Annotated in this window: 17 protein-coding genes and 1 riboswitch; of the genes, 16 read left to right on the top strand and 1 reads right to left on the bottom strand. The window is 65.7% G+C overall.

Annotation, left to right across the window (positions count from 1 at the left end; translation table 11 throughout):
- Positions 1 to 5 precede the first annotated feature (5 nt).
- A riboswitch (cobalamin riboswitch) is annotated at positions 6 to 209 on the top strand.
- A 114-nt stretch (positions 210 to 323) separates the two neighbouring features.
- The 8 genes from I6F16_RS05110 to I6F16_RS05075 all read left to right on the top strand — a co-directional run bounded on the left by I6F16_RS05110 (position 324) and on the right by I6F16_RS05075 (position 12,863).
- Positions 324 to 2,681, top strand: a complete 2,358-nt coding sequence (locus I6F16_RS05110; RefSeq protein ID WP_225111831.1) for a TonB-dependent receptor — start codon at positions 324 to 326, stop codon at positions 2,679 to 2,681.
- Positions 2,682 to 2,693: 12 nt separating this feature from the next.
- Positions 2,694 to 4,130 (top strand): PepSY domain-containing protein, encoded by a 1,437-nt coding sequence (locus I6F16_RS05105; protein ID WP_036005324.1) that lies wholly within the window; start codon positions 2,694 to 2,696, stop codon positions 4,128 to 4,130.
- Positions 4,131 to 4,593: 463 nt separating this feature from the next.
- Positions 4,594 to 6,603, top strand: coding sequence for a hydantoinase/oxoprolinase family protein (locus I6F16_RS05100; RefSeq protein WP_225111833.1), 2,010 nt, complete (start codon positions 4,594 to 4,596; stop codon positions 6,601 to 6,603).
- Entirely contained in the window at positions 6,600 to 8,180 is a 1,581-nt protein-coding gene (locus tag I6F16_RS05095) for a hydantoinase B/oxoprolinase family protein (protein ID WP_036005310.1), read from the top strand. The genes I6F16_RS05100 and I6F16_RS05095 overlap by 4 nt, the downstream gene beginning before the upstream one ends.
- Positions 8,181 to 8,190: 10 nt before the next feature.
- Complete coding sequence (locus tag I6F16_RS05090; protein ID WP_225111834.1) at positions 8,191 to 9,486, top strand: aminotransferase class III-fold pyridoxal phosphate-dependent enzyme; 1,296 nt, start codon at positions 8,191 to 8,193, stop codon at positions 9,484 to 9,486.
- Positions 9,483 to 11,162, top strand: coding sequence for a long-chain-fatty-acid--CoA ligase (locus tag I6F16_RS05085; RefSeq protein WP_225173477.1), 1,680 nt, complete (start codon positions 9,483 to 9,485; stop codon positions 11,160 to 11,162). The genes I6F16_RS05090 and I6F16_RS05085 overlap by 4 nt, the downstream gene beginning before the upstream one ends.
- Before the next feature lie 103 nt (positions 11,163 to 11,265).
- Entirely contained in the window at positions 11,266 to 12,198 is a 933-nt protein-coding gene (locus tag I6F16_RS05080) for an N-carbamoyl-D-amino-acid hydrolase (RefSeq protein WP_036005305.1), read from the top strand.
- A gap of 5 nt (positions 12,199 to 12,203) precedes the next feature.
- Positions 12,204 to 12,863, top strand: coding sequence for a flavin reductase family protein (locus I6F16_RS05075; RefSeq protein WP_193374959.1), 660 nt, complete (start codon positions 12,204 to 12,206; stop codon positions 12,861 to 12,863).
- On the opposite strand, the gene I6F16_RS05070 is transcribed toward I6F16_RS05075, so the two are convergent.
- Positions 12,860 to 13,522, bottom strand: a complete 663-nt coding sequence (locus I6F16_RS05070) for an aspartate/glutamate racemase family protein (RefSeq protein ID WP_036005298.1) — start codon at positions 13,520 to 13,522, stop codon at positions 12,860 to 12,862. The two genes, I6F16_RS05075 and I6F16_RS05070, sit on opposite strands and share 4 nt — an antisense overlap.
- 56 nt (positions 13,523 to 13,578) lie before the next feature.
- Here I6F16_RS05070 and hydA point away from each other — a divergent pair, with 56 nt between their 5' ends.
- The 8 genes from hydA (at position 13,579) to I6F16_RS05030 (ending at position 23,537) form a co-directional block, all read left to right on the top strand.
- Entirely contained in the window at positions 13,579 to 15,048 is a 1,470-nt protein-coding gene (gene hydA, locus I6F16_RS05065; protein WP_225111835.1) for a dihydropyrimidinase, read from the top strand.
- Positions 15,049 to 15,064: 16 nt separating this feature from the next.
- Complete coding sequence (locus tag I6F16_RS05060; protein ID WP_225111836.1) at positions 15,065 to 16,039, top strand: NAD(P)-dependent oxidoreductase; 975 nt, start codon at positions 15,065 to 15,067, stop codon at positions 16,037 to 16,039.
- 1 nt (position 16,040) lies between these two features.
- Complete coding sequence (locus I6F16_RS05055; RefSeq protein ID WP_036023565.1) at positions 16,041 to 16,790, top strand: SDR family oxidoreductase; 750 nt, start codon at positions 16,041 to 16,043, stop codon at positions 16,788 to 16,790.
- Entirely contained in the window at positions 16,787 to 18,223 is a 1,437-nt protein-coding gene (locus tag I6F16_RS05050; protein ID WP_036005277.1) for an NAD(P)/FAD-dependent oxidoreductase, read from the top strand. Before I6F16_RS05055 ends, I6F16_RS05050 begins: the two co-directional genes overlap by 4 nt.
- Before the next feature lie 119 nt (positions 18,224 to 18,342).
- Positions 18,343 to 19,962 (top strand): ABC transporter substrate-binding protein, encoded by a 1,620-nt coding sequence (locus I6F16_RS05045; protein WP_225111837.1) that lies wholly within the window; start codon positions 18,343 to 18,345, stop codon positions 19,960 to 19,962.
- 28 nt (positions 19,963 to 19,990) lie between these two features.
- Positions 19,991 to 21,025 carry an ABC transporter permease gene (locus tag I6F16_RS05040; RefSeq protein ID WP_036005288.1) on the top strand — a complete coding sequence of 345 codons (1,035 nt, stop codon included), beginning with the start codon at positions 19,991 to 19,993 and terminating at the stop codon, positions 21,023 to 21,025.
- Positions 21,022 to 21,870 carry an ABC transporter permease gene (locus I6F16_RS05035; protein ID WP_036005271.1) on the top strand — a complete coding sequence of 283 codons (849 nt, stop codon included), beginning with the start codon at positions 21,022 to 21,024 and terminating at the stop codon, positions 21,868 to 21,870. Before I6F16_RS05040 ends, I6F16_RS05035 begins: the two co-directional genes overlap by 4 nt.
- Positions 21,867 to 23,537, top strand: a complete 1,671-nt coding sequence (locus tag I6F16_RS05030; protein WP_036005268.1) for an ABC transporter ATP-binding protein — start codon at positions 21,867 to 21,869, stop codon at positions 23,535 to 23,537. Before I6F16_RS05035 ends, I6F16_RS05030 begins: the two co-directional genes overlap by 4 nt.
- Positions 23,538 to 23,606: the final 69 nt, after the last annotated feature.

The raw sequence follows: 23,606 nt of genomic DNA, 5'->3' as shown, positions 1-23,606 counted from the left end.
TGGTAATCCTAGATGCTCGCGACGGTTTTCCCGAGAGGGAATGAAAAGGGAATGCGGTGCGGGGAAAATTGTCCCCAATGCCGCGGCTGCCCCCGCAACTGTAAGCGGTGAATCCTTCGTCACGAGCCACTGGGTCCTCGGTCCCGGGAAGGCGACGAAGCGGTCACGACCCGCGAGCCAGGAGACCTGCCGTCAGCCGTGGTCACACGCGAAGATGTCGGTCGGGGAGTACAGACATTCGGCTTCATCGGACGGCTGCAAGGCCAAAGGTGAGACCTCGTTCGCTGTGACGTGCCACTGACGTCATACCGAGGTTTTGACCTGTGTCTTCCATCCGTATCGCACGACCGCGCCGCGTCCTGCTTGCCTCCGCCGCGTTCACGTCCTTTGCCGCTCTTGGTCTGCCGGCCGCTCTGGCGCAGCAGGCCCGAGAGTCGCTGCCACCCGTCGAGGTGTCGCCCGCCCAGGTACGCAAGCCGGCCAAACCGGCAGCAGGAACGGCGCAGGGCGCGCGCCGCGCGGCAGCGCGCAGGCCGGCGGCTGTATCCGCAGCGCCAAGACCCGTCACGCCGGATTCAACGCCGCAAACGCCGCTCAACTCCAACGCCGTTGCCGAAAGCGCCTCGCGGCTCGGCTTGACGGTGCGGCAGACGCCCGCGACCGTCGAGGTTGTCTCCGCCGAAACCATGCGCGAGCAGGGCTATCGCACCGTATCCGAGGTGGCGCAGGGCGCCGTCGGCGTCACCTCCGGCGACAACCCCGCCGAACCTTCGGCCTTCTCGATGCGCGGCTTCACCAACAGCCAGATCAACACGCTCTACAACGGCATCAAGATCGGTCCGCAGAACATGACCTCGCGGATCGTGGATACCGCCAATCTGGAGGCGGTGGAATTTCTCAAGGGCCCGGCCTCGCTGATTTCGGGCGAGGGCGCCGCGGGCGGTGCCATCAACTTCGTCACCAAGCAGCCCCACACCGGAGCTGTCCGTAACGAGGCCGATTTCTCCTGGGACTCGCTGAATTCGTTCCGTGCCCATTACGGCTCCGGCGGCAGCACCAATGTGCAAGGCCTGGACTATCGCTTCGACATCAGCCGTTCCGCCCTCAACGGCTTTGCCGATGACACCAATGTCAAGACGTTCGGCACGTCCGGCCAGCTCAACTACCGTGTTTCCGACAGCCTCAGGATCTGGGGTGCGGTCGAATATCGTGAAGACCGCTCGAAGGCCTATTGGGGCGCGCCGCTGGTGCCGGTCGCCTTCAGCGGCTCGCACGCGACGACGGGGATCGTCTCCGGCAATTACGTCTCGAATTACAACGGAACGAATCTCGGTGCCGTCACCATCGACGACCGCACCTTCAACACCAATTACAACGTTCTCGATAACCGCAACGTGGCGCAGGAAGTGTGGCTGCGTGGCGGCTTCGAGCTGAAGCTCGCGCCTGACCTCACGCTGAAAAGTCAGGCCTATGGCTATGGCGCGGAACGGACCTGGTTCAACAACGAGATCGAGGCGTTCAATTCCACCACGAACCTGGTCGATCGCGAGCGTTTCTATGTCGCCCACAGCCAGCGGCTGGTCGGCAACATCACCGACCTGATCTGGGATACAAATATTGCGGGCTTCGACAATCGGCTCGTGACGACGCTGTCGTCGAGCTATCTCGATTTCGTCAGGCCCGGTGCGGCAAACTTTCCCGGCGATTCCGTTTCGCTGGTCGACCCCAACCGCGGTTTCTACGGCCTGCTCACGACGCAGCAGCAGACCGCGCGCATCGACAACGAGGCGCTGTCATTCGAGGACAGGCTCAAGCTGACGCGCAGCTTCGCGCTGATCGGCGGTCTTCGTGTCGAGCACATCGGGCTCGACCGCAATTCAACCGACAAGAACGGGATCGTGAAGGCGGGCTTTCCATTCACGAAAGACTGGGCGCCGGTCACGGGGCGCATCGGCTACACCTGGGAGGCCGTTCCCGGCCTGACCTTCTTCAGCCAATACGCCACCGGCGCCGACGTCGCAGCCAACAACATCTTCCTGCTCTCGCCCACCCAGCCGCTCGATCTGACCACCGCGCGCACCTATGAGACCGGTGTCAAGCACGTGTTATGGGACAACCGGGCGGAATGGTCGTTCTCGGCCTACGACATCCTGCGCAAGAACGTCTATGCGGCCGCCGGCGGCATGCAGCTGAATATCGCTGGGCGGCAGGAGTCGAAGGGCGTCGAGCTTGCCGCCTCAATACGCCCGATCGAGCCGCTGCGGCTGTGGGGCAACATCGCCTATGTCGATGCGCGCTATGCCGACTACAATTTTGCCGGCGGCTCGTTCTCGGGCAACACGCCGCCAAACGTGCCGCGTATCGTCGCAAACGCCGGCGCGTCGTATCGCTTCTTCACACCGTGGCCGGTGGAGCTCGGCATCACCGGTCGTCATGTCGGCGACCGCTACAACACCGACGCCAACGTCGTGACGATGAAGGCTTACACCGTGGCCGACGTCTACGCCTTCGTCGACATCCCCAAGACGGCGTTCAATGCGGTCGACCAGGCCCGCCTGACCTTCCGTATCCGCAACATCACCGACAAGCGCTATGCGATCTGGGGCGATCCGTTCTATCCGGACCAGATCCTCCTGGGCGCGCCGCGCACCTACGAGATCTCGGCCGCGTTCAAATGGTGAGGCCCTGAGCGCATGATGGGCGCGATCGTCCTCACGCATCGCTGGCTCGGCATCGCGTTCTGCCTGCTGTTCGCGATGTGGTTCGCGACGGGAATCGTGATGCACTTCGTCCCGTTTCCGTCGCTGACGGAAGCGGAGCGATTTGCCGGACTTGTGCCGGTCGATCGCGACGGGACGAGGATCTCGGTCGCGGACGCCGTTGCGGCGAGCGGGATTGCCGATGCCACGCGTGTTCGGCTGATCCAGCGGAGCGATGGACCGGTCTACGTCGTCTCGGGCTCCGCAGGTTCGCGAGCGGTTCGCGCCTCCGATGGAGGAGACGCGTCGGTGACATCAGCCGATGTCGCGCTCACCATCGTGCAAGCTTATTCACGTCAGCGCGGGCTTGAGGCGGTGCGCGCTGCGATCGTCGCGCGGTCGGATTACGATCAATGGAGCGTGCCGAACGGTTTTGATCGCCATCGCCCCTTGTTTCGCGCCGCTCTCGGCGATGCCCCTGGAACGGAGGTCTACGTTTCGTCGCTGACCGGCGAAGTCGTCCTGGATACGACGCGCAGCGAGCGCGCGTGGAACTGGGCCGGCAGCGTGCTGCACTGGATCTATCCGACAATTCTGCGCAGCAGCTGGGCGCTGTGGGATGGCGTGGTCTGGACGCTGTCGCTGCTGGCCCTGATCGCGGCATTGCTTGGTGCGGTGCTCGGTATCGTGCGTGTGAAAATGCGGGGACGCCAGCTCTCGTCGCCCTATCGGGGCTGGCACGCCCTGCATCACATCATCGGTCTCGTCGCGACCGTGTTCGTGCTGAGCTGGATCTTCAGCGGCTGGCTGTCGATGGATCACGGCCGCCTGTTCTCGCGCGGGCAACTGACTCCGACAGAGGCCGGCGTGGTCGATGCCGCCCCGGATTGGCGAGACGCGTCGTCGCTCGATCCGCAGCCAATATCGCCGTTGGCCCGCGAGGTCGAATGGTTCGCCTTCAACGGCCATGTCTATCGGCGCGACCGGGTTGGTCTCGGCCGTCAGGCGTTGATCAGGGCAGGGGACGCGCCGCGCGATGGACCGGCGTCATACCTGGATAGGCAGGAGATCGGCGACCTGACGGCGCGCCTTGGCACCGGCTGTGCCGCACCGTTCCTGCTCGCCGGCAACGACGACTATCCGGCGCAATCCGCACTTCCGGGGGCCCTCGTCTACCGGACGACCTGCGGCGATCTCTGGTTCGATGTCGATGCCGCCGATGGCAAGGTGCTGCAAAGGCTGGACCCGTCGCGCCGCGCCTATCGCTGGCTTTACAGTGCGCTGCACACGCTTGATTTCCCGATTCTGCTGGCTCATGCGCGGCTGCGTGACGCTCTCATTGTCGGGCTCTGTACGCTCGGGCTGATGTTCTCCATCACAGGCATCGTCATCGGCTGGCGGCGCTTGCGAGCACGGCTGGCGAGCGCATAGCCAGTCGCGAAATCTCCGTACCCGGCGCGACCCGTTCGGCGCGCCGGGTTATCCACCAGCGGCCGGTGATGTCCTCGCTTACCGACCGTACAATAAAGAGAGGCTGAGCCGACCTGCGTGCATAGCTCTTGGTCAGTGCTGTCTCCCGCACCGCCGACCGATCGCCTGCAAATTAGACAAACGGCCTTGTGCGATCCGATTGCAGTGCAACGGGCGCTTCTATTTGCCTCGAAGAATCCAAGGGTGCGCTGCACATTTTGACTTCGCGGCCTTCTGCTCTCTGCGCGAGCAGCGCTGCACGGAAACGTGCAGCCGATGCTGCGCCGCGCAAGGCCGGTGGCTTGCTAGCGCTTTGGTTTGCGACAACTCTGACCCTATCCCGCGGCCATCGCTCTGTCGCACGCTCGCACGTGATGGCATGACAGGGAATGATGATGAACGTCACGCGTAGCTGATTGTGCAGATGAGCGATCCCGGCAATCATTGGGAGGTCGGCACCGATATCGGTGGCACCTTCACCGACATCATCGCGATCCGGCGCGATTCCGCGGAAGCGCGGATTGCGAAGGTGCCGTCGCGCCCCGACGCACCGGTGCAAGCGATGCTGGAGGCGATCGAGGCGGTCGGCCTGCGCAAGAGCGAGGTGAAGCGCTTCGTCCACGGCACCACGCGCGTGACCAACGCGATCGTCGAGAACCGGCTGCCGAAGGTGGCGCTGGTCGCGACCGAAGGCTTTGCCGACGTGCTCGAGATCGCGCGCTATCGCCGCCGAGACCTCTACCGGCTCGACATTCCGCCGAAATCGCCGCCTCTGGTGCCGCCTGAACGCTGCTTTGGGCTCGCCGAGCGCCTCGATCATGAGGGGCGGGTGCTGAAGGCGCTCGAGGAAGCGGAGGTCGAACGCCTGGTGGCGTGGCTGAAGGGGACCGGCGTGCAGAGCGTCGCAGTCGCGCTCCTTCACGCTTATGCCAATCCGGTGCATGAAAAGATGCTGGGCGAGCGGCTCAGGGGCGTCGTCGCCCACGTCTCGCTCTCGCACGAGGTCAATCCCGAGGCGCGCGAATATGAGCGAACCTCGGCAACCGTGTTCAACGCGGCCGCGATGCCGATCGCGGTGGAATATCTCAGCGAGCTGGAGCAGCGGCTGCCGATCGGGCCCGGCCTGCAGGTGTTTCACTCCGCCGGCGCCATGGTGCCGATTTCGGCGGTGAAGCAGCGTCCGCTGGTGATGGCGATGTCGGGCCCGGCGGCCGGCGTCTCGGCGTCGGTCAGCATTGCGCGCCAGCTCGGCTGCGCGCGGATGCTGACCTTCGACATGGGCGGCACCACGACGGATGTGTGCCTGATCGTCGACGGCCAGGCCGAGATGACCGACGGCCGCATGCTCGGCGACAAGCCGCTGCGCCAGCCGATGCTCGCGGTACATTCGATCGGCGCCGGCGGTGGATCGATCGTGCGCAACGGTCCCGGCGGGCTGACGGTCGGGCCGGAGAGCGCCGGCTCCGAGCCGGGCCCGGCCTGCTATGGCCGTGGCGGCACAGAGCCGACCATCACCGATGCCAATGCGGTGCTCGGCTATCTCAATCCTGAGACCAAGCTTGGCGACCGCATCGGCATCGACATCGCGGCCGCAAAGCGCGTCATCGCGCCGATTGCCCGCGCGCTCGGGTTGAGCCCGACGGAGACGGCGCTCGGCATCATCAAGATCGCGAACGCGACCATGGCCCGCGCGCTCCGCCGCGTCACGGTCGAGCGCGGCATCGACGGGCGCGATTGCACGCTGCTGGCCTTCGGCGGCGGCGGCCCGATGCATGCCGCGGGCCTTGCCGATCTCTACGGCATTGCGGAGGTGGTCGTGCCCAGTGCCTCGAGCGCATTCTCGGCGCTGGGCTGCCTCACCGCCGATTTCAGCTTCCTGCAGCAGCAGACCCTTCGCGCCGCCCTTGACGGCATCGATCTCGCGCGCGTCTCGGAACGGATCGAGGCCCTGATTACCGATGCCTCGGCGCCGCTTCTCGCCAACAATGTTGCGAAGGCCGAGATCCAGGTCGAGCTGGTGGCCTTGATGCGCTACGCGGCGCAGAACGACGCCATTCCCGTGCCGTTCACGCTGCCGCTCGACGTCGCCAGGCTGAAGCAGGACTTCCTGACGCGGCATCATGAGCTGTTCGGCTATGCGACCGGCGAGCCCTGCGTCATCGAATCGGTGCGGGTGCAGGCGCGTCGCCCGTCGACGACAATTGTCAGCCGGCCGGCGACTGCGGCGAGGGCAGTGTCTATGACCACGCGCAACTGCTCGTTCGATGGTTTCCCTGACATCGCAACCGCAATCGTCGATCGCGCCTCGCTCACCGAGACCATCAATGGTCCCGCCATCATCGAAGACGCCTGGTCGACCGTGGTGGTGCCGCCGGGCTGGCAGGCGAGGCCCGATACATCAGGCAATCTGTTCCTGACGCGGAGGGCGGCATGAAGCTCGATCCGTTCGTCGTCGAGGTCATCAGGCACGGGCTCTCCGCCGCGGCCGAGGAGATGAGCCTCGTCATGACGCGCTCGGCGCGCTCGCCGCTCTTGCGCGAGGCCGGCGACCTCTCCTCCGCGATCACCGACGGTCACGGCGGCCTGGTCGGGCAGGGCCGCGACATTCCGATTCATCTCGGCGCGATGGCCTACACCATCCCCGAACTGTTGAAGGTGATGCCGCGCGATGGCCTGAACGACGGCGACGTCGTGATCTACAATGTCGGCGCGCTCGGCGGCAATCATCTCAACGACGTCAAGGTCGTGCGTCCCGTCTTCTTCGACGGCGAGATCGTCGCCTTTGCAGTCAGCCTCGCGCATTGGCCCGACATCGGCGGCACCTGGCCCGGCAGCTATTTCGCCAAGGCGGTCGATACCTTCCAGGAGGCGATGCGGATTCCGCCGGTGCTGATCGCAACGGCAGCCGGCCTCAACACGCCGATCGTGCAGCTGCTCAAGGCCAATGTCCGCGATGCCGAATCCTGCGAGGGCGACCTTCTTGCCCAGATCGCGGCGACCAAGGCCGGCGAGAAGCGCATCGTCGAGCTCTGCCGCGAGCATGGCAAGGCGGTCTTCATGGCGGCGCAGTCGCGCCTGCACGACCTCTCCGAAATCGAGATGCGGGAAGCGCTGCGCGATCTGCCGGATGGCATCTATGAGGGCGAGGATTATCTCGACGACGGCAGCGCGAACAACGCGCCGGCGCGCATCCATGTCAAGATCACCATCCGCGGCGACGAAGCGACCTTCGACCTTTCCGGAAGTTGCGACCGCGTCTCCAATTTCTGCAACACGACGCCATTCATGGCGCGCTCGGCGGTCGCCTATGCCGCGCGCATCATGAGTGGGCGCGACATGCAGCAGAATGCCGGCGCGCTGCGGCCGCTGACCATCATCACGCGCCCGGGCTCGATCCTCGAGCCCGGCTGGACCGCCTCCGTTGCCGCCGGCAATCACGAGACCTCCATGCGCATCGTCGATGCGATTTTCCGTGCCATGCAGGACACCATTCCCGAGCGCCTGTCCGCGGGCGGTGCGACCACCGCGGGTGTGCTGTTCTTCGCCGAGCCGCGGCCGAACGGGTCGTGGAAGATGCTCTATGAAGTCCATGGCGGTGGCGAAGGCGCGCGGCACGATCGGGCCGGCACGTCCGCGACCCGCGTGCATCTGTCCAACACCTCGAACACGCCGGTCGAGGTGATCGAGGCGAATTACGCGATCCGGCTCGAGCAGCAGGCCATCCGCCGGAATTCCGGCGGCGCGGGCGCGCATCGCGGCGGTGACGGCTCGGTCCGCACCTACCGCATCCTCGCGCTCTCGATGCACCTGACCACCTGCGTCGAACGCATGGTGATGGCGCCGTGGGGCATGCAGGGCGGCTCTCCCGGCAAGGCCTGCCGCATCTCGCTGGTCCGGCAGGGCGCCAACGTCGCCATCGACGGCAAGTCGAACCTGGTGTTGCAGCAAGGCGATCTCGTCACGATCGAGATGTGCGGTGGCGGTGGCTACGGCGCCGTTCCGGCGGAGTGAGGCAGTGGCGATGAGCAGATTGTTGCGAACCGGGCTGAATGCGGGCGAGGCTGCGCCGATGGCCGTGGTCGGCGGCGAGGGCGTCTACTTTCACCTTGCGGACGGCCGCAAGCTGATCGACGGCAGCAACACCGGCGGCGGTCTCGGCCATCGCCATCCTGCAATGGTGGAGGCGATCCGCCGCGCGGCCGATACGCCCGTCGTCAACGAAGGCTGGACCTGGGTCGGCCGCGAGCAGGCCGCCGACGATCTGATGACCACCGCCTTCAAGGGCGAAGAGGACTGGGTCGGCGCGGTGCGCTTCTGCATCAGTGGTAGCGAGGCCAACGACATGGCGCTGTCGCTCTGCCAGGCGCTGACGCAGCGCTCGGCGCTGGCAACGCGCGAGCGCGCCTATCACGGCATCACTGGGCTGTCGCGCAGCATGACGGTGCAGCCGCAATGGCACGGTGGCCTTGCGGTGCACGCCGGCGGCTCGAAACTACCGGCACCCATGGCGCCGGTGCGGATCCTGCCGGCGCCGGATGGGGCGATCTATGGCGCGCCGGCCAACAACACCCCGCCCAGCGAATATCTCGCGGACGCCCCGCGCCTGCTCTCGGATACGGCCGCGACGATCATCGACTACACCCAAGGCGGCATCTATTACGACGGGGCCTATCAGGACGAGGTCGCGCGCTGCGCGCGGCAGGCCGGCTCTTACTGGATCGCGGACGAGGTCGTCACCGGCGCGGGCCGCGCGGGGCGCTGGTTCGTGTTCCAGGGCGCGCAGAGCCGGCCCGATATCGTGACGCTCGGAAAGTCGCTCGGCGGCGGCGCGGCGGCCGTGGCCGCTGTCGTGGTGTCCAAAGACATCGTCGAGCGGCTGAAGGGCACGAGCTGGCAGAACTACGGCACGCTGCGTGGCCATCCGATCAGCATGGCGGCCGTCAGCGCCTATCTGAAGGTCGTCAGTGAGGACAAGATTCTGGACCACGTGCAAAGTCTGGAGAAGCTGTTCACCCGCCGCCTCCTCGCAATCGCGCAAAAGCATCCGAGCGTGCAGCGCGTGGCTGGGCAGGGGCTGCACTGGACGGTGGAGCTGCACGGCCCGGACTGGCGGGCCTGGCACGCCGACACCACCGAGGTGCCGATCGCCTCGCGGGTCGCGGAGCGCGCGCTGGAAGCCGGCGCCGTGATCGGGACCAGCGGCGAGCAGACCTCGCTGTTCCTGGCACCACCGCTGGTGATTTCCGAGTGGGAGGCTAACCAGCTTCTGGACGCGCTCGACCACGGCCTCGAAATTGCCGATAAGGAGCACGGGTGATCGCGGACCACGCAGCACCTCGTCGTTCGCCGGCCTGGCCGGCGGATGGGCCGTGGCATCTCGCGATGCCGGAGGGGACGCTCTACGACGCGCTCGCGCGTGCTGCACGTGAACGACCAACGCATCCGGCGACAATGTTCTACGGGGCGAGCCTGAGCTACGCCGAGCTGCGCGACCGGGTCGATGCCATGGCCGGCTTTCTGCAAGGCGTTTGCGGAGTGAAGCGCGCCGACCGCGTCATGATCGCGCTGCAGAATTCGCCGCAATACGTCATCGCTTACTATGCTACGATGCGGGCGGATGCCGTGATCGTGCCGGTCAATCCCATGAACAAGACCGCCGAGATCGCGTATCTCGCCGCGGATAGCGGCGCCAGAGTTGCGATCATCGGCAGCGAGCTAAGCGATGTGTTTGCACCGCTGGTGGGGAAGGCGATTACGCATGCGATTGTCGCGCAGTACCGCGACGAAGTTCCAGCGACGCCCTACACGCTGCCATCATGCGTGACCGAGGCACCGTTGGAGCCGCCGTCATCGCCGGGCTGGTATTCGTGGTCGCCCGCGATAGTGCAGGGCCTGCAGCCGGGTGCGATGGAGGCGGGGCCGGACGATCTCATGATCCTGCCCTACACGTCCGGCACGACGGGTAAGCCGAAGGCGTGCATGCACACCCATCGCAGCGCGCTGTTCACCGCCGTGTTGCAAGCGCGCTGGTATGGGCTCAATGGCAGCGACGTGATGACCGGCTTCATGCCGCTGTTCCATGTCGCGGGCATGCAGGGCTCAATGAATGCCGCCATCGTCGCCGGCGCCACGCTGCTGCTGATGGCGCGTTGGGACAAGGATCTGCTGCCGGATTTGTTCGAGACCTATGGCGTCACGTTCTGGAACGCTGCGCCGACCATGATCGTGGATGTGCTCGCCAGCGCCAGCTTCCGCGACAAATGTTTTGCGAAGCTCAAGGTGCTGACCGGCGGCGGCGCGGCGATGCCGACCGCCGTCGCGGAACGGCTGAAGGGGCGGTTTGGGCTCGATTTCGTCGAGGGCTACGGCATGACCGAGACGATGTCTCCGACGCACCTCAATCCGATGGCGGCGCCGAAGCGGCAGTGCCTCGGCATCGCCGTGCACGAGACCGACGCCAGGGTGATCGATCCCGAGAGCCTGATCGAGCTCGACGACAATGTCGTCGGCGAGATCATCGTGCACGGGCCGCAGGTGCTGCAGGGTTACTGGAACAGGCCGGAGGCGGATGCCGAAGCCTTCATCGAACGCGACGGCAAGCGGTTCCTGCGCACGGGCGATCTCGGCTATCGCGATGCCGACGGCTATTTCTTCGCCGTCGACCGCCTCAAGCGCATGATCAATGTCAGCGGCTTCAAGGTGTGGCCGGCCGAGGTCGAGGCGGCGATGTACCAGAACCGCGCCATCCGGGAATGCTGCATCGTTTCAGCGCCGGACGGCTATCGCGGTGAGACCGTCAAGGCGCTAGTGGTGCTCGATGACGCCGCGCGCGCGACGACGTCGGAGGGCGACATCGTCGGCTGGGCGCGCAGCGCGATGGCGAGCTACAAGGCGCCGCGCGCCGTCGTCTTCGTCGAGTCCCTGCCGCGCACCGCCAGCAACAAGATCAACTGGCGGCTGTTGCAGGATGCCGAATGGGGGCGGACGGCATGAAAGCTGCTTGGCTGGAATATCGGCACGGAGCCGCGTTATGCTCGGCGCCGCGGAAGATCCTGCAAGCCGACGCTTCCCCCCAGACACCACCAGGAACTCGCTGATGCGCATCGTCAATGTCGCCGCCGCCCAGATGGGCCCGATTCAGAAAGCCGACAGCCGCGAGGCCGTGGTCAAGCGCATGATCGCGCTGATGGACGAAGCCAAGAGCAAGGGTGCCGACCTGATCGTCTATCCCGAGCTGGCGCTGACGACGTTCTTCCCGCGCTGGTACGTCGAGGACCGCGCCGAGTTCGACATCTGGTTCGAGCGCGAAATGCCGAACGCAGCGACCAGGCCGCTGTTCGAGCGCGCGGCGCAGCACGGAATGGCGATGAATTTCGGCTATGCCGAGCTGACGCCCGATGGCCACCACTTCAACACCGCGATCCTGACCGACAAAACCGGCAGGATCGTCGGCAAATACCGCAAGGTGCATCTGCCTGGCCATGTGGAATACGACAGCAAGCGCTCGCATCAGCACCTGGAGAAGCGTTACTTCGAGCCGGGCGATCTCGGCTTCAAGGTCTGGCGCGAACTTGGCGGCATCATCGGCATGGCGATCTGCAACGACCGCCGCTGGCCCGAGACCTATCGCGTCATGGGCCTGCAGGGCGTCGAGATGGTGCTGATCGGCTACAACACGCCGTCCGTAAATGCCGAGAAGAGTGAGGAGGGCGTCGAGAAGCGCCTGTTCCACAACCGCCTCTCGGTGCAGGCCGGCGCCTATCAGAACGCGACCTGGGTGGTCGCGGTCGCCAAGGCCGGAAATGAGGATGGCCACCCGCTGTTCGGCGGCAGCTTGATCGTCGATCCCAATGGCGAGATCGTCGCCGAGGCCAAGAGCGAGGACGACGAGGTTCTGGTCCACGCCTGCGACCTCGATGCGACGGTCTTCGGCAAGACCACCATCTTCGATTTCGCCCGGCATCGCCGCATCGAGCATTACGGCCTGATCACCAGCCAGACCGGCGCGGTGCCGCCGCCGGAGACGTGACGCCGATGGCTGACAAGGGCATATCCTTGCGTGAACTCGATCCGCGCGATCGCTACAAGCTGCTTTGCGGCGTGGTGGTGCCGCGGCCGATCGCGCTGGTGACGACGTTGGATGAGAACGGGGCGGTGAATGCCGCGCCGTTCAGCTTCTTCAACGTGTTCTCCGAAAGTCCCGCGCTGATCGTGCTCGGCCTGCAGCACAAGCCGGATCACTCGCCGAAGGACACCACCCGCAACATCCATCGCGACGGCGAGTTCGTGGTGCACATGGTGGACGAGGCGCTATCGGTCGCGATGAACGACTGCGCGGTCGATTTCCCCTCCGGAGACAGCGAGGTCGCCGCGACCGGCCTGGCGACGCTACCTTCGGTCGACGTGAAGGTGCCGCGTCTCGCCGCGGCGCCCTTCGCGCTGGAATGCCGGCGCCATGTCGTGCTGACCTTCTCGCCGGATCGCGAGCTCCTGGTCGGCGAGCTCTTGCGGGTTCACGCCCGCGAGGGGCTTGTCGACACCGCCAACATGTATGTCGATCTCGACGCCTATCGGCCGATCGGCCGCATGTTCGGCAATCTCTACACCACCCAGCGGGACACGTTTGCCCTTGTCCGCGAGAGCCATGCGCAATGGCTCGCGCGCCAGGGTGCCAAAGAGCTGAAGGACGCCTAGTGAGCCGAGAACTGCACCGTACCCAGCGCCATGGTAACGGCCGCCTGCGTCGGGTCGATGACGGGAATCCGCAGCGCGTCTTCCAGCGCGCGGCGATGGCGCGCCATGCCGGCGCAGCCCATCACGACGGCGCGGGCACCGTCCTCGTCGCGCAGCGCGCGGCCGACCTCGATCATCTTGGCGAGCGTACCTTCGCCCGAAGCGGTTTCGGCGACGCTCATGTTCAGCGGCCGCTCGCCGGAGAAGCGGTCGGTCAGGCCCATCTGCCTGAGATAGCGCATGTGACGCGGGATCGAACGCTGGGCGATCGCGATGACGCCAAAAGTCTCCGCGCGGGAAAGCGCCGTCAGCACGCCGCACTCGGCGATGCCGAACACGGGGCGGTCGGTGCCTTCCCGGCAAACTTGCAGCCCGGGATCGCTGTAGCAGGCGATGACGAAGGCGGCCGAGCTGTTGTCGCTTTCGACCAGCTTTCGCAGCGGGATCGCAACGCTGTCTGCGTCCGCCTGGCTTTCAATGCCGAACGGACCTTCGGCCAGCGTCTGGCAGACCACTTCCGGCCCGCCCTCGAAATCGAGCGGCTTCAACGCATCCTCCAGCCCCTGCGTGACCTTGTGGTTGGAGTTCGGGTTGATGACGAGAATGCGCGGCCGGGACATGATGATCTTCCTGCGAGATTTAGCGAACGTGCCTTGAGCCTATCACGGAGTGCCTCATGACTGAACCCGCTTACGACCTGATCATCCGCGGCGGCCACGTCGCCACCACCACAGACGTCTTCGAGGCCGACGTCGCCATCTCCGGCGAGACCATTGCGGCCATCGGCCGCGGGCTTCCGCCCGCAAAGCGCGAGATCGACGCGCGCGGCAAGCTGGTGCTGCCCGGCGGCGTCGACAGCCACGCGCATATCGAGCAGCTGTCGGCCGCCGGCATCATGAACGCCGATACGTTCGAGAGCGCCACCGTCTCCGCCGCCTTCGGCGGCACCACCACGGTGATTCCGTTCGCGGCTCAACATGTCGGCATGAAGCTGCCTGAGGTCGTCGAGGATTATCACGCACTGGCGAAGAAGGGTGCGGTGATCGACTACGCCTTTCACATGATCATTGCGGACGCGACCAAGGATACGGTCGAGGAACACATTCCCGCACTGGTGAAGCAGGGCCATGCCTCGATCAAGATCTTCATGACCTATGACCGCCTCAAGGTCGATGACGAGCCGCTGCTCGACATCCTGCTCGCGGCGCGCCAGTCCGGCGCGATGTTATGCGCCCATGCCGAGAACCACGGCATCATCGCCTGGATGGTGAAGCGGCTGCTGTGGCGCGGCTACACCATGCCGAAATACCACGCCGTCAGCCACGCCCGCGTGTCGGAAGCCGAGGCCTTCACCCGGCTGATCGGCATGGCGGCGTTGATCGACCAGCCGATCATGATCTTCCATGTCTCGACAGCCGAAGGCGCCAAGGTAATCCGCGACTCGCGCGGGCAGGGGCTCAAGGTCTTTGCCGAGACCTGTCCGCAATACCTGTTCCTGACCGCCGCTGATCTCGACAAGCCCGGCGCGGAAGGCGCCAAATGGATGTGCAGCCCGCCGCCGCGCTCGCATGCCGACCAGGAGGCGCTGTGGCAGGCGCTCTCGCTCGGCGATCTCCAGACCATCTCGTCGGACCACGCGCCGTATCGCTATGACGAGACCGGCAAGCTGCGCGCCGGCCCCAATCCCAACTTCAAGCAGGTCGCCAACGGCCTGCCGGGCCTGGAGCTGCGGCTGCCGCTGTTGTTCGACGCGATGGTGTCGAAGGGCCGGCTGGGCCTGGAGAAATTCGTCGAGCTGACCGCGACCGCGCCCGCAAAGATCTACAACCTGCATCCGCGCAAGGGCTCGATCGCCGTCGGCGCCGACGCCGATATCGCGATCTGGGATCCCAACCGCGAGGTCACCATCGCCGACGAGATGATGCACGACCTCGCCGGCTACACGCCGTTTGCGGGGCGCAAGCTGAAGGGCTGGCCGGTGTCGGTGCTGTCGCGCGGCCGCGTGATCATCGAGGGCGACAAGTGCCTCGCAAGCGCCGGCAGCGGAAAATTCCTGGCGCGCAGCGGCGGCGAGGCGGCCAGGCCGACCGGCCGGCTCGTCGCCGACATGGATCCCGAACGGAATTTTGGGGCAGAGCTGCTGTGATGGTGGATCGCGCGCGATGAAGATCGTCATCTTCGGCGGCACCGGCTTTGTCGGCCTCAATCTCGCCGAGGTGCTGCTCGCGCGCGGGCATGAGGTGACGCTGTATGATCGTGCGGCGTTGCCGGCGAGTGCACAAAGATCTCTGGCTGACTACGGCGCGCGGATAAATGCCGTGCAGGGCGATATTAGCGACACAGACACCATCGACGCCCTGATTGCAAAGGGCTGCGATGCGATCGTACTGGGTGCCGCGGTCACCGCCGGCGATGACCTCGAACGGGCATCGCCCGCGCGCGTTCTCGAGATCAACGTCATGGCCCAGATCCCGATCCTGCAAGCCGCGATCCACCATGGTGTTCGCCGCGTTGTCAATCTCTCGTCGGCCTCAGCCTATGGCGCTGCGGGTAAGCGTCATCAGATCCTCGACGAGGAAACGCCCTGCGATCCCGTCTCGTTCTACGCCATCAGCAAGTTCACTTCCGAGCGGTCGGCGGCGCGGCATGCCGAGCTGTTTGGCGGCGATTTTCTGAGTGTGCGCTTAAGTGCCGTATTTGGTCCGTGGGAGCGGCCAGGTTCGGTGCGCGATACGCCCAGCCTCCAGTTCCAGATCCTTGCTGCATTCGCTCGCGGCGAACCGGCGCTGCTGCCGGCGCCAGGCATCAAGGATTGGACCTACGCGCTGGACGCTGCCGAGGCCGTGGCTGTGCTGATCGAAGCCGAGCGGCCGCGCCATCGGCTCTACAATATCTCCAGCGGCGCGGCCTGGTCGGCGCTGCAATGGGGCGAGGCTTTTGCGGCCCTGCATCCCGGGCTGGAGTGTCGGCTGGCGGAGCCGGGCGAGAAGACCTTCATCAAGCTTCATGGGGGCGATCGCGCGCCGCTCTCAGTGACGCGAATGGCCGACGAATTCGGCTGGCGCGCGCGGTTCGGCTGTGCGGATTCCGCTGCCGCGATGAGCGCCTGGTGGATGCAGCACAGGGAGGGGATCTGACATGCGGCTGCAGGGGCGCACGGCCATCATCACCGGCGCAGGCTCGGGCATCGGCCGCGCCAGCGCAAAACTGTTCGCGGAGGAGGGCGCGCGCCTTGCTTTGGTCGATCGTGACGCCGCGGGCCTCGAGGAAACGCTGAGCCTTATCGGCGAAGCGACGACGCATATCGGCGACGTCGGCGATGGCGCATTCGCCGAAACCGTCGTCGGCGACGTCGTGGCCCGGCATGGTCGGCTCGATATCCTCATGACCGCGGCTGGCTTCTCCTGTGGTGGCACGGTGCTGACCACGAGCCTGGACGACTGGGATGCGGTGTTCCGCGCCAATGTCGGCGGCACCTGGCTGTGGGCGCGGGCTGCGGTGCCGCAGATGCAGCGGCAGAACAGCGGCTCGATCATCACGCTGGCATCGCAGCTCGCCATTGCCGGCGGCAAGGGCAACAGCGCCTATATCGCGGCCAAGGGCGCGATCATCAGCCTGACGCGGACCATGGCGGTGGATTTCGCAACGGATGGCATCCGTGTCAACGCGATCGCGCCCGGCGCAATCGACACGCCGATGCTTCGCCGCAGCTTTGCCCGGCACGCCAATTCCGAGCAAGTGCGCGAGGCCTCGCGCAACCGCCACGCCATGAAGCGCTTCGGCGTGCCTGAGGAGATCGCGCAAACCGCACTGCATCTCGCGAGCGATGCCTCGTCGTTCACGACCGGCACCGTGATGGTGGTCGACGGAGGCTGGCTCGCCGCATGAGTGAGGCGCTGATCCAGCTCGAAGCCGACATTCACGCCGATCTCGCTCGGATCGCGCATCCCGGCGCGGCGTGGCTCGAACCGAAAGCGGGGCCAGACGGCAAGCCGGCGCTGGATGTTCTCATCATCGGCGCCGGCCAGTCCGGCATAGCCATCGGCTTCGGCCTGCTGCGCTCGCGCGTCAGCAACATCCTGCTGATCGACAAGGCCGAGGAGGGCAAGGAGGGCCCGTGGCTCACCTACGCCCGCATGCCGACGCTGCGCAGCCCGAAGGACTACACCGGCCCGGATCTCGATATCCCCGGCCTGACTTACCAGTCCTGGCACGAGGCCCGCTTCGGCAAGGCGAGCTGGCAGGAGCTCGGCCTGATCGCGCGCGAGCATTGGGCGGAGTATCTGCTCTGGCTGCGGCGCACGGTCGGCTTGCCGGTGCGCAACGCTTGCGAGCTCAAGGAGATCGCGCCGGCGGCTAACGGCCTGCTCGCTGCGCGCGTGAAACGGGCAGGAGAGGTCGAAACGCTCTATGCGCGGAAGATCGTGCTTGCGACAGGGCAGGAGGGCATGGGCGGTTGGATGATTCCGGAGCAGCTGGTGCATCTGCCGGCGAGCTCTGTTGCAACCGTCGCCGACGACATCGATTTCGAAAGCCTGCGCGGCAAGCGCGTCGCCGTGATCGGTGCCGGCGCCTCCGCTTTCGACAATGCGGCGACTGCGCTGGAGGCCGGTGCCGCTGAAGTGCACCTGCTGTGCCGCCGTGCGCAGATCCAGGTGATCCAGCCCTATCGCTGGCTGACCTTTCGTGGCTTCCTGCGTCATCTCAGCGATCTCGACGATGCCTGGCGCTGGCGCTTCATGCGCAAGATCCTCGAGATGCGGGAAGGATTTCCGCAGCCGACCTATGACCGCTGTGCGCGTCACGCCAACTTCACACTGCACGAGGCCGCGCCGGTCGAAGCCGCGCGCAAGACCGATAACGGCGTTGAACTCCAGACGCCGCGCGGCGCCATCACCGCCGATTTCGTCATCTGCGGCACCGGCATCGACATGGACTTTGCCGGCCGCGGCGAGCTCGCCCAATGTGCCGCCAACATCGCGACCTGGGCCGACCGCTACCAGCCGCCGGAAGACGAACGCAACGAACGGCTCGGCCGCTTTCCCTATCTCGCCGACGACTATGCCTTCACCGAGCGCGAGCCGGGAATGACGCCGTGGATCGCCGACATCCATCTGTTCGCCATCGCCTCGACCATGAGCTTCGGTCCGTCGGGATCGTCGATCAATGCGATGACGACCGCCGTTCCAAAGCTGGTCCACGGCCTGACGCGCGGCCTGTTTCGCGCCGATGTCGAACGGCACTGGGATTCGCTCAGCGCCTATGACGTGCCGCAGGCCGTGGTGACGCGTCATGCGCGAGAAATGGGGGAATCGCTGTGATCACCCATGCGCCGTCGCGACCTCGCGTCCCTCGAAATGTCCGATCGGACTGGCGCGCAACTTGCTTCCTTCTGAACCTGCCTTGCTGGCGTTCTCGTTCGAAATTCAGGGAAAAACCAATGCGTTTTGTGTCTTTCAGACTGGCGACCTCAGTTCTCGCTACCACTGCGCTGCTGCTCATCGCCACTGCGCCGTCGCAAGCGCAAACCAGGGCAGAGACCTTGCGCTACGTCACCGGCGCCTCCGTCAACACGCTCGATCCCAACATCCCCGGCTCGACCCGCGAATCCTTCGCGTTGAGCATGAGCACCTATGACCGGCTGGTGGCATTCGGCCGCAAGCAGCTCAACGGCAAATGGGTGTTCGACCTCGACACGATCACCGGCGAGCTCGCCGAATCCTATGACGTCAGTCCCGACGGCCTTAAGATCACCTTCCGCCTGCGCAAGGATGCAAAGTTCCAGGACGGCTCGCCGGTCACGGCCGAGGATGTCAAGTGGTCGCTCGACCGCTGCGTCACCGCGCCGATCCTCGGCAAGGCGCAGCTGCTGACGGGCTCGCTGACGTCGGCCGATCAGTTCAAGGTGATCGATCCCCTCACCATCGAGGTGACGCTGCCAAAACCCGACAAGCTTGCGTTGCCCAATCTCGCCACCGTCTACCCGATGATCATCAACTCGAAAGTGGCAAAAGAGCACGCGACGGCTGACGATCCCTGGGCCACGGCCTGGCTGAAGGAGCACACCGCCGGCAGCGGCGCCTATGCGGTCGAGAGCTTCAAGCCGGGCGAGCAGGTGATCATCAAGCGCAACGAGGCCTGGAACCGGGGATCGCCCGGCAAGCCGGCGTACTTCAAGCGCGTCATCGTGCAGTCGGTGCCGGAGCCGGCGACCCGCGCGAACCTCGTGGAGCGCGGCGATGCCGATCTCGTGCTCGACCTGCAGGCCAGCGACGTGCAGTCGCTGGAGGCCAAGGGCAAGCTCAAGGTAATCTCGACGCCGCAATACAATGCGGTCACCTACGTCTCGATGAACAACCAGATCCCGCCCTTCGACAACGTCAATGTCCGCCGCGCCATCGCTTCCGCGCTGCCCTATGAGGACATGTTCAAGGCGGCCCTGTTCGGCCGCGGCGCGCCGCTGTTCGGCGCGACCTGGCCGGACGGCAAGCCGGCGAACGGCATCTATCCGTTCCAGCAGCCGGTGAAGATGGATCTCGACAAGGCCAGGGAATACCTCAAGGCTGCAGGTCTGCCCGAAGGATTCTCGACCACCTTCAGCTTCAATGTCGGCCAGGCCGCGACGGCCGAGCCGATGGCCGCCCTCGTCAAGGAGTCTCTTGGCAAGATCGGCATCAAGGTCGACATCCAGAAGCTGCCGGACGCGCAGATGTCGACGCAGATCAACGAGAAGAAGCTGCCGTTCTTCACCGAAGGCATCGTCGCCTGGCTGCCGTCGACCGACTATTTCTACCGCAACTTCTACACCGGCACTCAGCGCTGGAATTACTCTTCGATCAACAATCCGGACCTTGCCGCGATTGCGCAGGAGGCCCGCTTCGAGCCGGATAAGGCCAAGTACGAGGAAGCCGGCCGCAAGCTCAACGCGATGCATGTCGACCTGATGCCGCAGATCATGCTGTGGCAGCCCAATCAGGACGCGGTGATGGCGCCGTCGATCGAAGGCTACACCTATGAGTTCCACCGCCAGGTGGATTATCGCGATGTCAGCCGCAAGTGACATCCGCGGCCAGCAGGGACGCTGAATGGTGACGACCGGTCTTGGTGCAACGATGGTGCGGGCGGGCAGGCGGCTCTTGTCGTCGCTGCCGGCACTGTTCGGTGTGCTGGTCTTCACCTTCCTGTTGATGCGCGTTCTGCCCGGCGACCCCGCGGTGTTCTTCGCCTCGGGACCCAATGCCGGCAAGGAGGAGATCGAGCAGATCCGCAAGCAGATGGGGCTCGACAAATCCGTGCCGGAGCAGCTCGTGTTCTATCTCTCCGACATCGGCCACGGCAATCTCGGCCGCTCGATGATGACGGGGCAGCCGGTGCTGAAGGACCTGCGCGAGCGATTGCCGGCCTCGCTCGAGCTCACCTTCACCGCACTGTTGATCGCGCTCATCGCGGCCGTGCCGCTTGGGGTGCTGGCGGCGCTGCGGCCGGGATCAATCATCGATCACGGCGTGCGGCTGTTCTGCGCACTCGGCGTCTGCGTGCCGACCTTCGTCTCGGGCCTGCTCTTGATCTATGTCTTCTATTATCTGTTCGGGCTGGCCCCTGATCCGACCGGGCGCATCGACGTCTTCACCTCGCTGCCGCCGCAGCGCACCGGCTTCCTCTCGATCGATTTCCTGCTCGCCGGCGACGTCGAGGGCTGGTGGGCGGCCTGCAGGCAGTTGATCCTGCCGGCGGTGAGCATGGCGCTGTTCGTGATCGCGCCGCTGGCGCGGATCACGCGGGCCTCGATGCTGGTCTCGCTCGGCAGCGATTTCGTGCGCACTGCGCGCTCGGTCGGATTGTCCTGGCGCAAGGTGGTCGTCACCTATGCGCTCCGCAATGCGATCCTGCCCGTCATCACCATCGCCGGCATCGTGTTCTCGACCATGCTGGGCGCCAACGTGCTGGTGGAGAAAGTGTTCTCCTGGCCGGGCGTGGCCTCTTATGCGCTCGACGCGTTGCTGTCCTCCGACTATGCGCCGGTGCAGGGTTTCGTGCTGCTGATGGCCAGCCTGTTCGTGCTGGTCAATCTCGTCGTGGACATCTGCTACGGCATCGCCGATCCCAGGGTGTCGATCGAATGACCAGCGCCACACTTCGCCATTCGGTCTGGATCCTGCGCGGCAATCCGCTCACGGCGGTGGCCGCGGCCGGGGTGACGCTGTTCGTCTTGGTCGCGATCTTCGGACCGTGGATCGTGCCTTACGACCCCGTGGCCTCGAACGTGTCGGAGGCGCTGCTGCCGCCGAGTGCGGCGCACATTGCCGGCACGGACCAGCTCGGCCGCGACGTGTTCAGCCGTCTCATCATCGCTGCACGGCTCGACCTTGCCATCGCAGTCTCCGCGGTCGGAATCTCGTTCGTGATCGGGGCCGTCGTCGGCGCGTTCTGCGGCTATGCCGGCGGACGGCTCGATCGCGCCGTCGGCCGCTTCGTCGACGTGATGATGGCCTTTCCGTTGTTCGTGCTGGCGATGGCGATGGTCGCCGCGCTCGGCAACCGGATCGAGAACATCGTGATCGCGACCGCGATCATCAATCTTCCGTTCTACATCCGCTTCGCACGGGCCGAGGTCAACGTCCGCCGCAATGTCGGCTGGGTCGAGGCTGCGCGCGCCTGCGGCGAGAGCCATTTCTCGGTGGTGCTGCGCTTCCTGCTGCCGAACATCCTGCCGGCGATGGCGGTGCAGATCTCGCTCAATCTCGGCTGGGCCATTCTCAATGCCGCCGGCCTGTCCTTCATCGGTCTCGGCGTCAAGCCGCCGACGCCGGAATGGGGCATCATGGTCGCGGAAGGCGCGCGCTTCATCTCCACCGGACGCTGGTGGCTGGTGGCCTTTCCCGGCCTCGCACTGATGCTGGCCGTGCTGTGCTTCAACCTCCTCGGCGACGGCATGCGGGACATTCTCGATCCCCGGATGCGCACATGAGCGAGGACCTGCTCAGGATCGACGACCTCCACGTCGCGTTCTCGACGCGGCGGGGCATGGTCGAGGCCGTGCGCGGCGTCACGCTCACCGTCAAGGCCGGCGAGATGCTCGGCCTCGTCGGCGAGAGCGGCTCGGGCAAGTCGGTCACCGGCTTTGCGACGACGCGGCTGCTCGATGCAGCCGGCCGCGTCACCGGCGGCAAGATTCTGTTCCGCGGGCAGGACGTCACCAAGCTCCGCGGCGATGATCTGCGACAGCTGCAGGGCGCCGCGATGTCGATGATCTTCCAGAATCCGCGGGCGGCGCTCAACCCGATCCGCGCGATCGGCCTGCAGATCGCGGACGCGATCCTCACCCACAAGCGTATCTCGAAAGAGGCCGCGCGTGCCGAGGCGCTGGACCTGCTGCGCGCCGTTCAGATCCGCGATCCCGAGGCGCGGATGAACGCCTATCCGCACGAGCTCTCCGGCGGCATGTGCCAGCGCGTCATGATCGCGATCGCGATCTCCTGCAATCCTGCACTGCTCATCGCGGACGAGCCGACCACCGGCCTCGACGTCACCACGCAGAAGGTGGTGATGGATCTGCTGGCAGACATTGCCGCCGCGCGAGGCATGGCCACGATCCTGATCACGCACGACCTCGGCCTTGCGGCGCGCTATTGCCGCCGCATCGCCGTGATGGAGCGCGGCCGCATCGTCGAGGAGGCGAGCCCCGGCATTCTCTTCAGTGCGCCGCAGCACGCCTATACGAGGCGCCTGGTTGCGGCGTCGCCGACGGCGACGTCACGGATCGAAGATCTCGTGACGGAGGAGGACAGAGAGCGTTACGCCAACGTCGTCACCAGGCCCAGGCAGGAGCGAGCGCACGGCACGCCGCCGCTCCTGGAAGTGCGCAAGCTCGCCAAGCGTTTCGATCAGGGCGCTGCTGCGGTTGCCGACTTCTCGATGACGATGGCGGGCGGCGAGAGTGTCGGGCTGGTCGGCGAGTCCGGCTCGGGCAAGAGCACGACCTCACGCATGATCTGCCGCCTGATCGATCCGAGCGAGGGCGACATCGTGTTCGACGGGCAGTCGATCGGGCACGTGGCGGCGCGCGATTTCCACCGCTCGCCGTTACGCAAAGACATCCAGATGGTCTTTCAGGACCCCAACGAGAGCCTCAACCCGCGCTTTACGGCGTTCGATTGCATTGCCCATCCCTTGATGCGGCTCGACGGCATGCGCGCGGGCGGAGGCTTGCGCAAACGGGTGGAAGAATGCGCCGAGCGGGTCGGACTGCCGCTCGATCTGTTGCCGCGGTTTCCGCATCAGCTCTCCGGCGGGCAGAAGGCCCGCGTCGGCATTGCCCGCGCCATCGCCTGCCGGCCGCGGCTGCTGGTGCTGGACGAGCCGACCGCCGCGCTCGACGTCTCGGTGCAGGCGGTGGTGCTGCAACTGCTCGATCGCCTCAGGCGTGAAAACGACATTGCGCTGCTGTTCGTCAGCCACGATCTCAACGTCGTGCGCATGCTGTGCGACCGCACCATCGTGCTGCGCAACGGCGGCATCGTGGAGCAGGGCGAGAGCCGTGCGCTGTTCGATAATCCGAAGTCAGACTACACGCGCAAGCTGGTCGAAGCGATTCCGCATTTCGAGGCCGGGCCGGCCCTGGCGGCCGCTCTTTGAGGCCGGGATCAGCCCAAATGGCGGTGAGATCCCGCTGGCGATGGCGCATTTAGTGGCATACCATTTGCT

It is taken from the genome of Bradyrhizobium sp. IC4060, assembly GCF_020193715.1.
Classification (GTDB): domain Bacteria; phylum Pseudomonadota; class Alphaproteobacteria; order Rhizobiales; family Xanthobacteraceae; genus Bradyrhizobium; species Bradyrhizobium yuanmingense.
Note: the sequence above shows the minus strand (reverse complement) of the source record. Positions and strands in the feature narration are given on the sequence as shown.

Coding starts and splice junctions, on each gene's coding strand:
- I6F16_RS05105 (WP_036005324.1), top strand. CDS start 2,694: ATGATGGGCGCGATCGTCCTCACGCATCGCTGGCTCGGCATCGCGTTC.
- I6F16_RS05100 (WP_225111833.1), top strand. CDS start 4,594: ATGAGCGATCCCGGCAATCATTGGGAGGTCGGCACCGATATCGGTGGC.
- I6F16_RS05095 (WP_036005310.1), top strand. CDS start 6,600: ATGAAGCTCGATCCGTTCGTCGTCGAGGTCATCAGGCACGGGCTCTCC.
- I6F16_RS05090 (WP_225111834.1), top strand. CDS start 8,191: ATGAGCAGATTGTTGCGAACCGGGCTGAATGCGGGCGAGGCTGCGCCG.
- I6F16_RS05080 (WP_036005305.1), top strand. CDS start 11,266: ATGCGCATCGTCAATGTCGCCGCCGCCCAGATGGGCCCGATTCAGAAA.
- I6F16_RS05075 (WP_193374959.1), top strand. CDS start 12,204: ATGGCTGACAAGGGCATATCCTTGCGTGAACTCGATCCGCGCGATCGC.
- I6F16_RS05070 (WP_036005298.1), bottom strand. CDS start 13,522: ATGTCCCGGCCGCGCATTCTCGTCATCAACCCGAACTCCAACCACAAG.
- hydA (WP_225111835.1), top strand. CDS start 13,579: ATGACTGAACCCGCTTACGACCTGATCATCCGCGGCGGCCACGTCGCC.
- I6F16_RS05060 (WP_225111836.1), top strand. CDS start 15,065: ATGAAGATCGTCATCTTCGGCGGCACCGGCTTTGTCGGCCTCAATCTC.
- I6F16_RS05055 (WP_036023565.1), top strand. CDS start 16,041: ATGCGGCTGCAGGGGCGCACGGCCATCATCACCGGCGCAGGCTCGGGC.
- I6F16_RS05050 (WP_036005277.1), top strand. CDS start 16,787: ATGAGTGAGGCGCTGATCCAGCTCGAAGCCGACATTCACGCCGATCTC.
- I6F16_RS05045 (WP_225111837.1), top strand. CDS start 18,343: ATGCGTTTTGTGTCTTTCAGACTGGCGACCTCAGTTCTCGCTACCACT.
- I6F16_RS05035 (WP_036005271.1), top strand. CDS start 21,022: ATGACCAGCGCCACACTTCGCCATTCGGTCTGGATCCTGCGCGGCAAT.
- I6F16_RS05030 (WP_036005268.1), top strand. CDS start 21,867: ATGAGCGAGGACCTGCTCAGGATCGACGACCTCCACGTCGCGTTCTCG.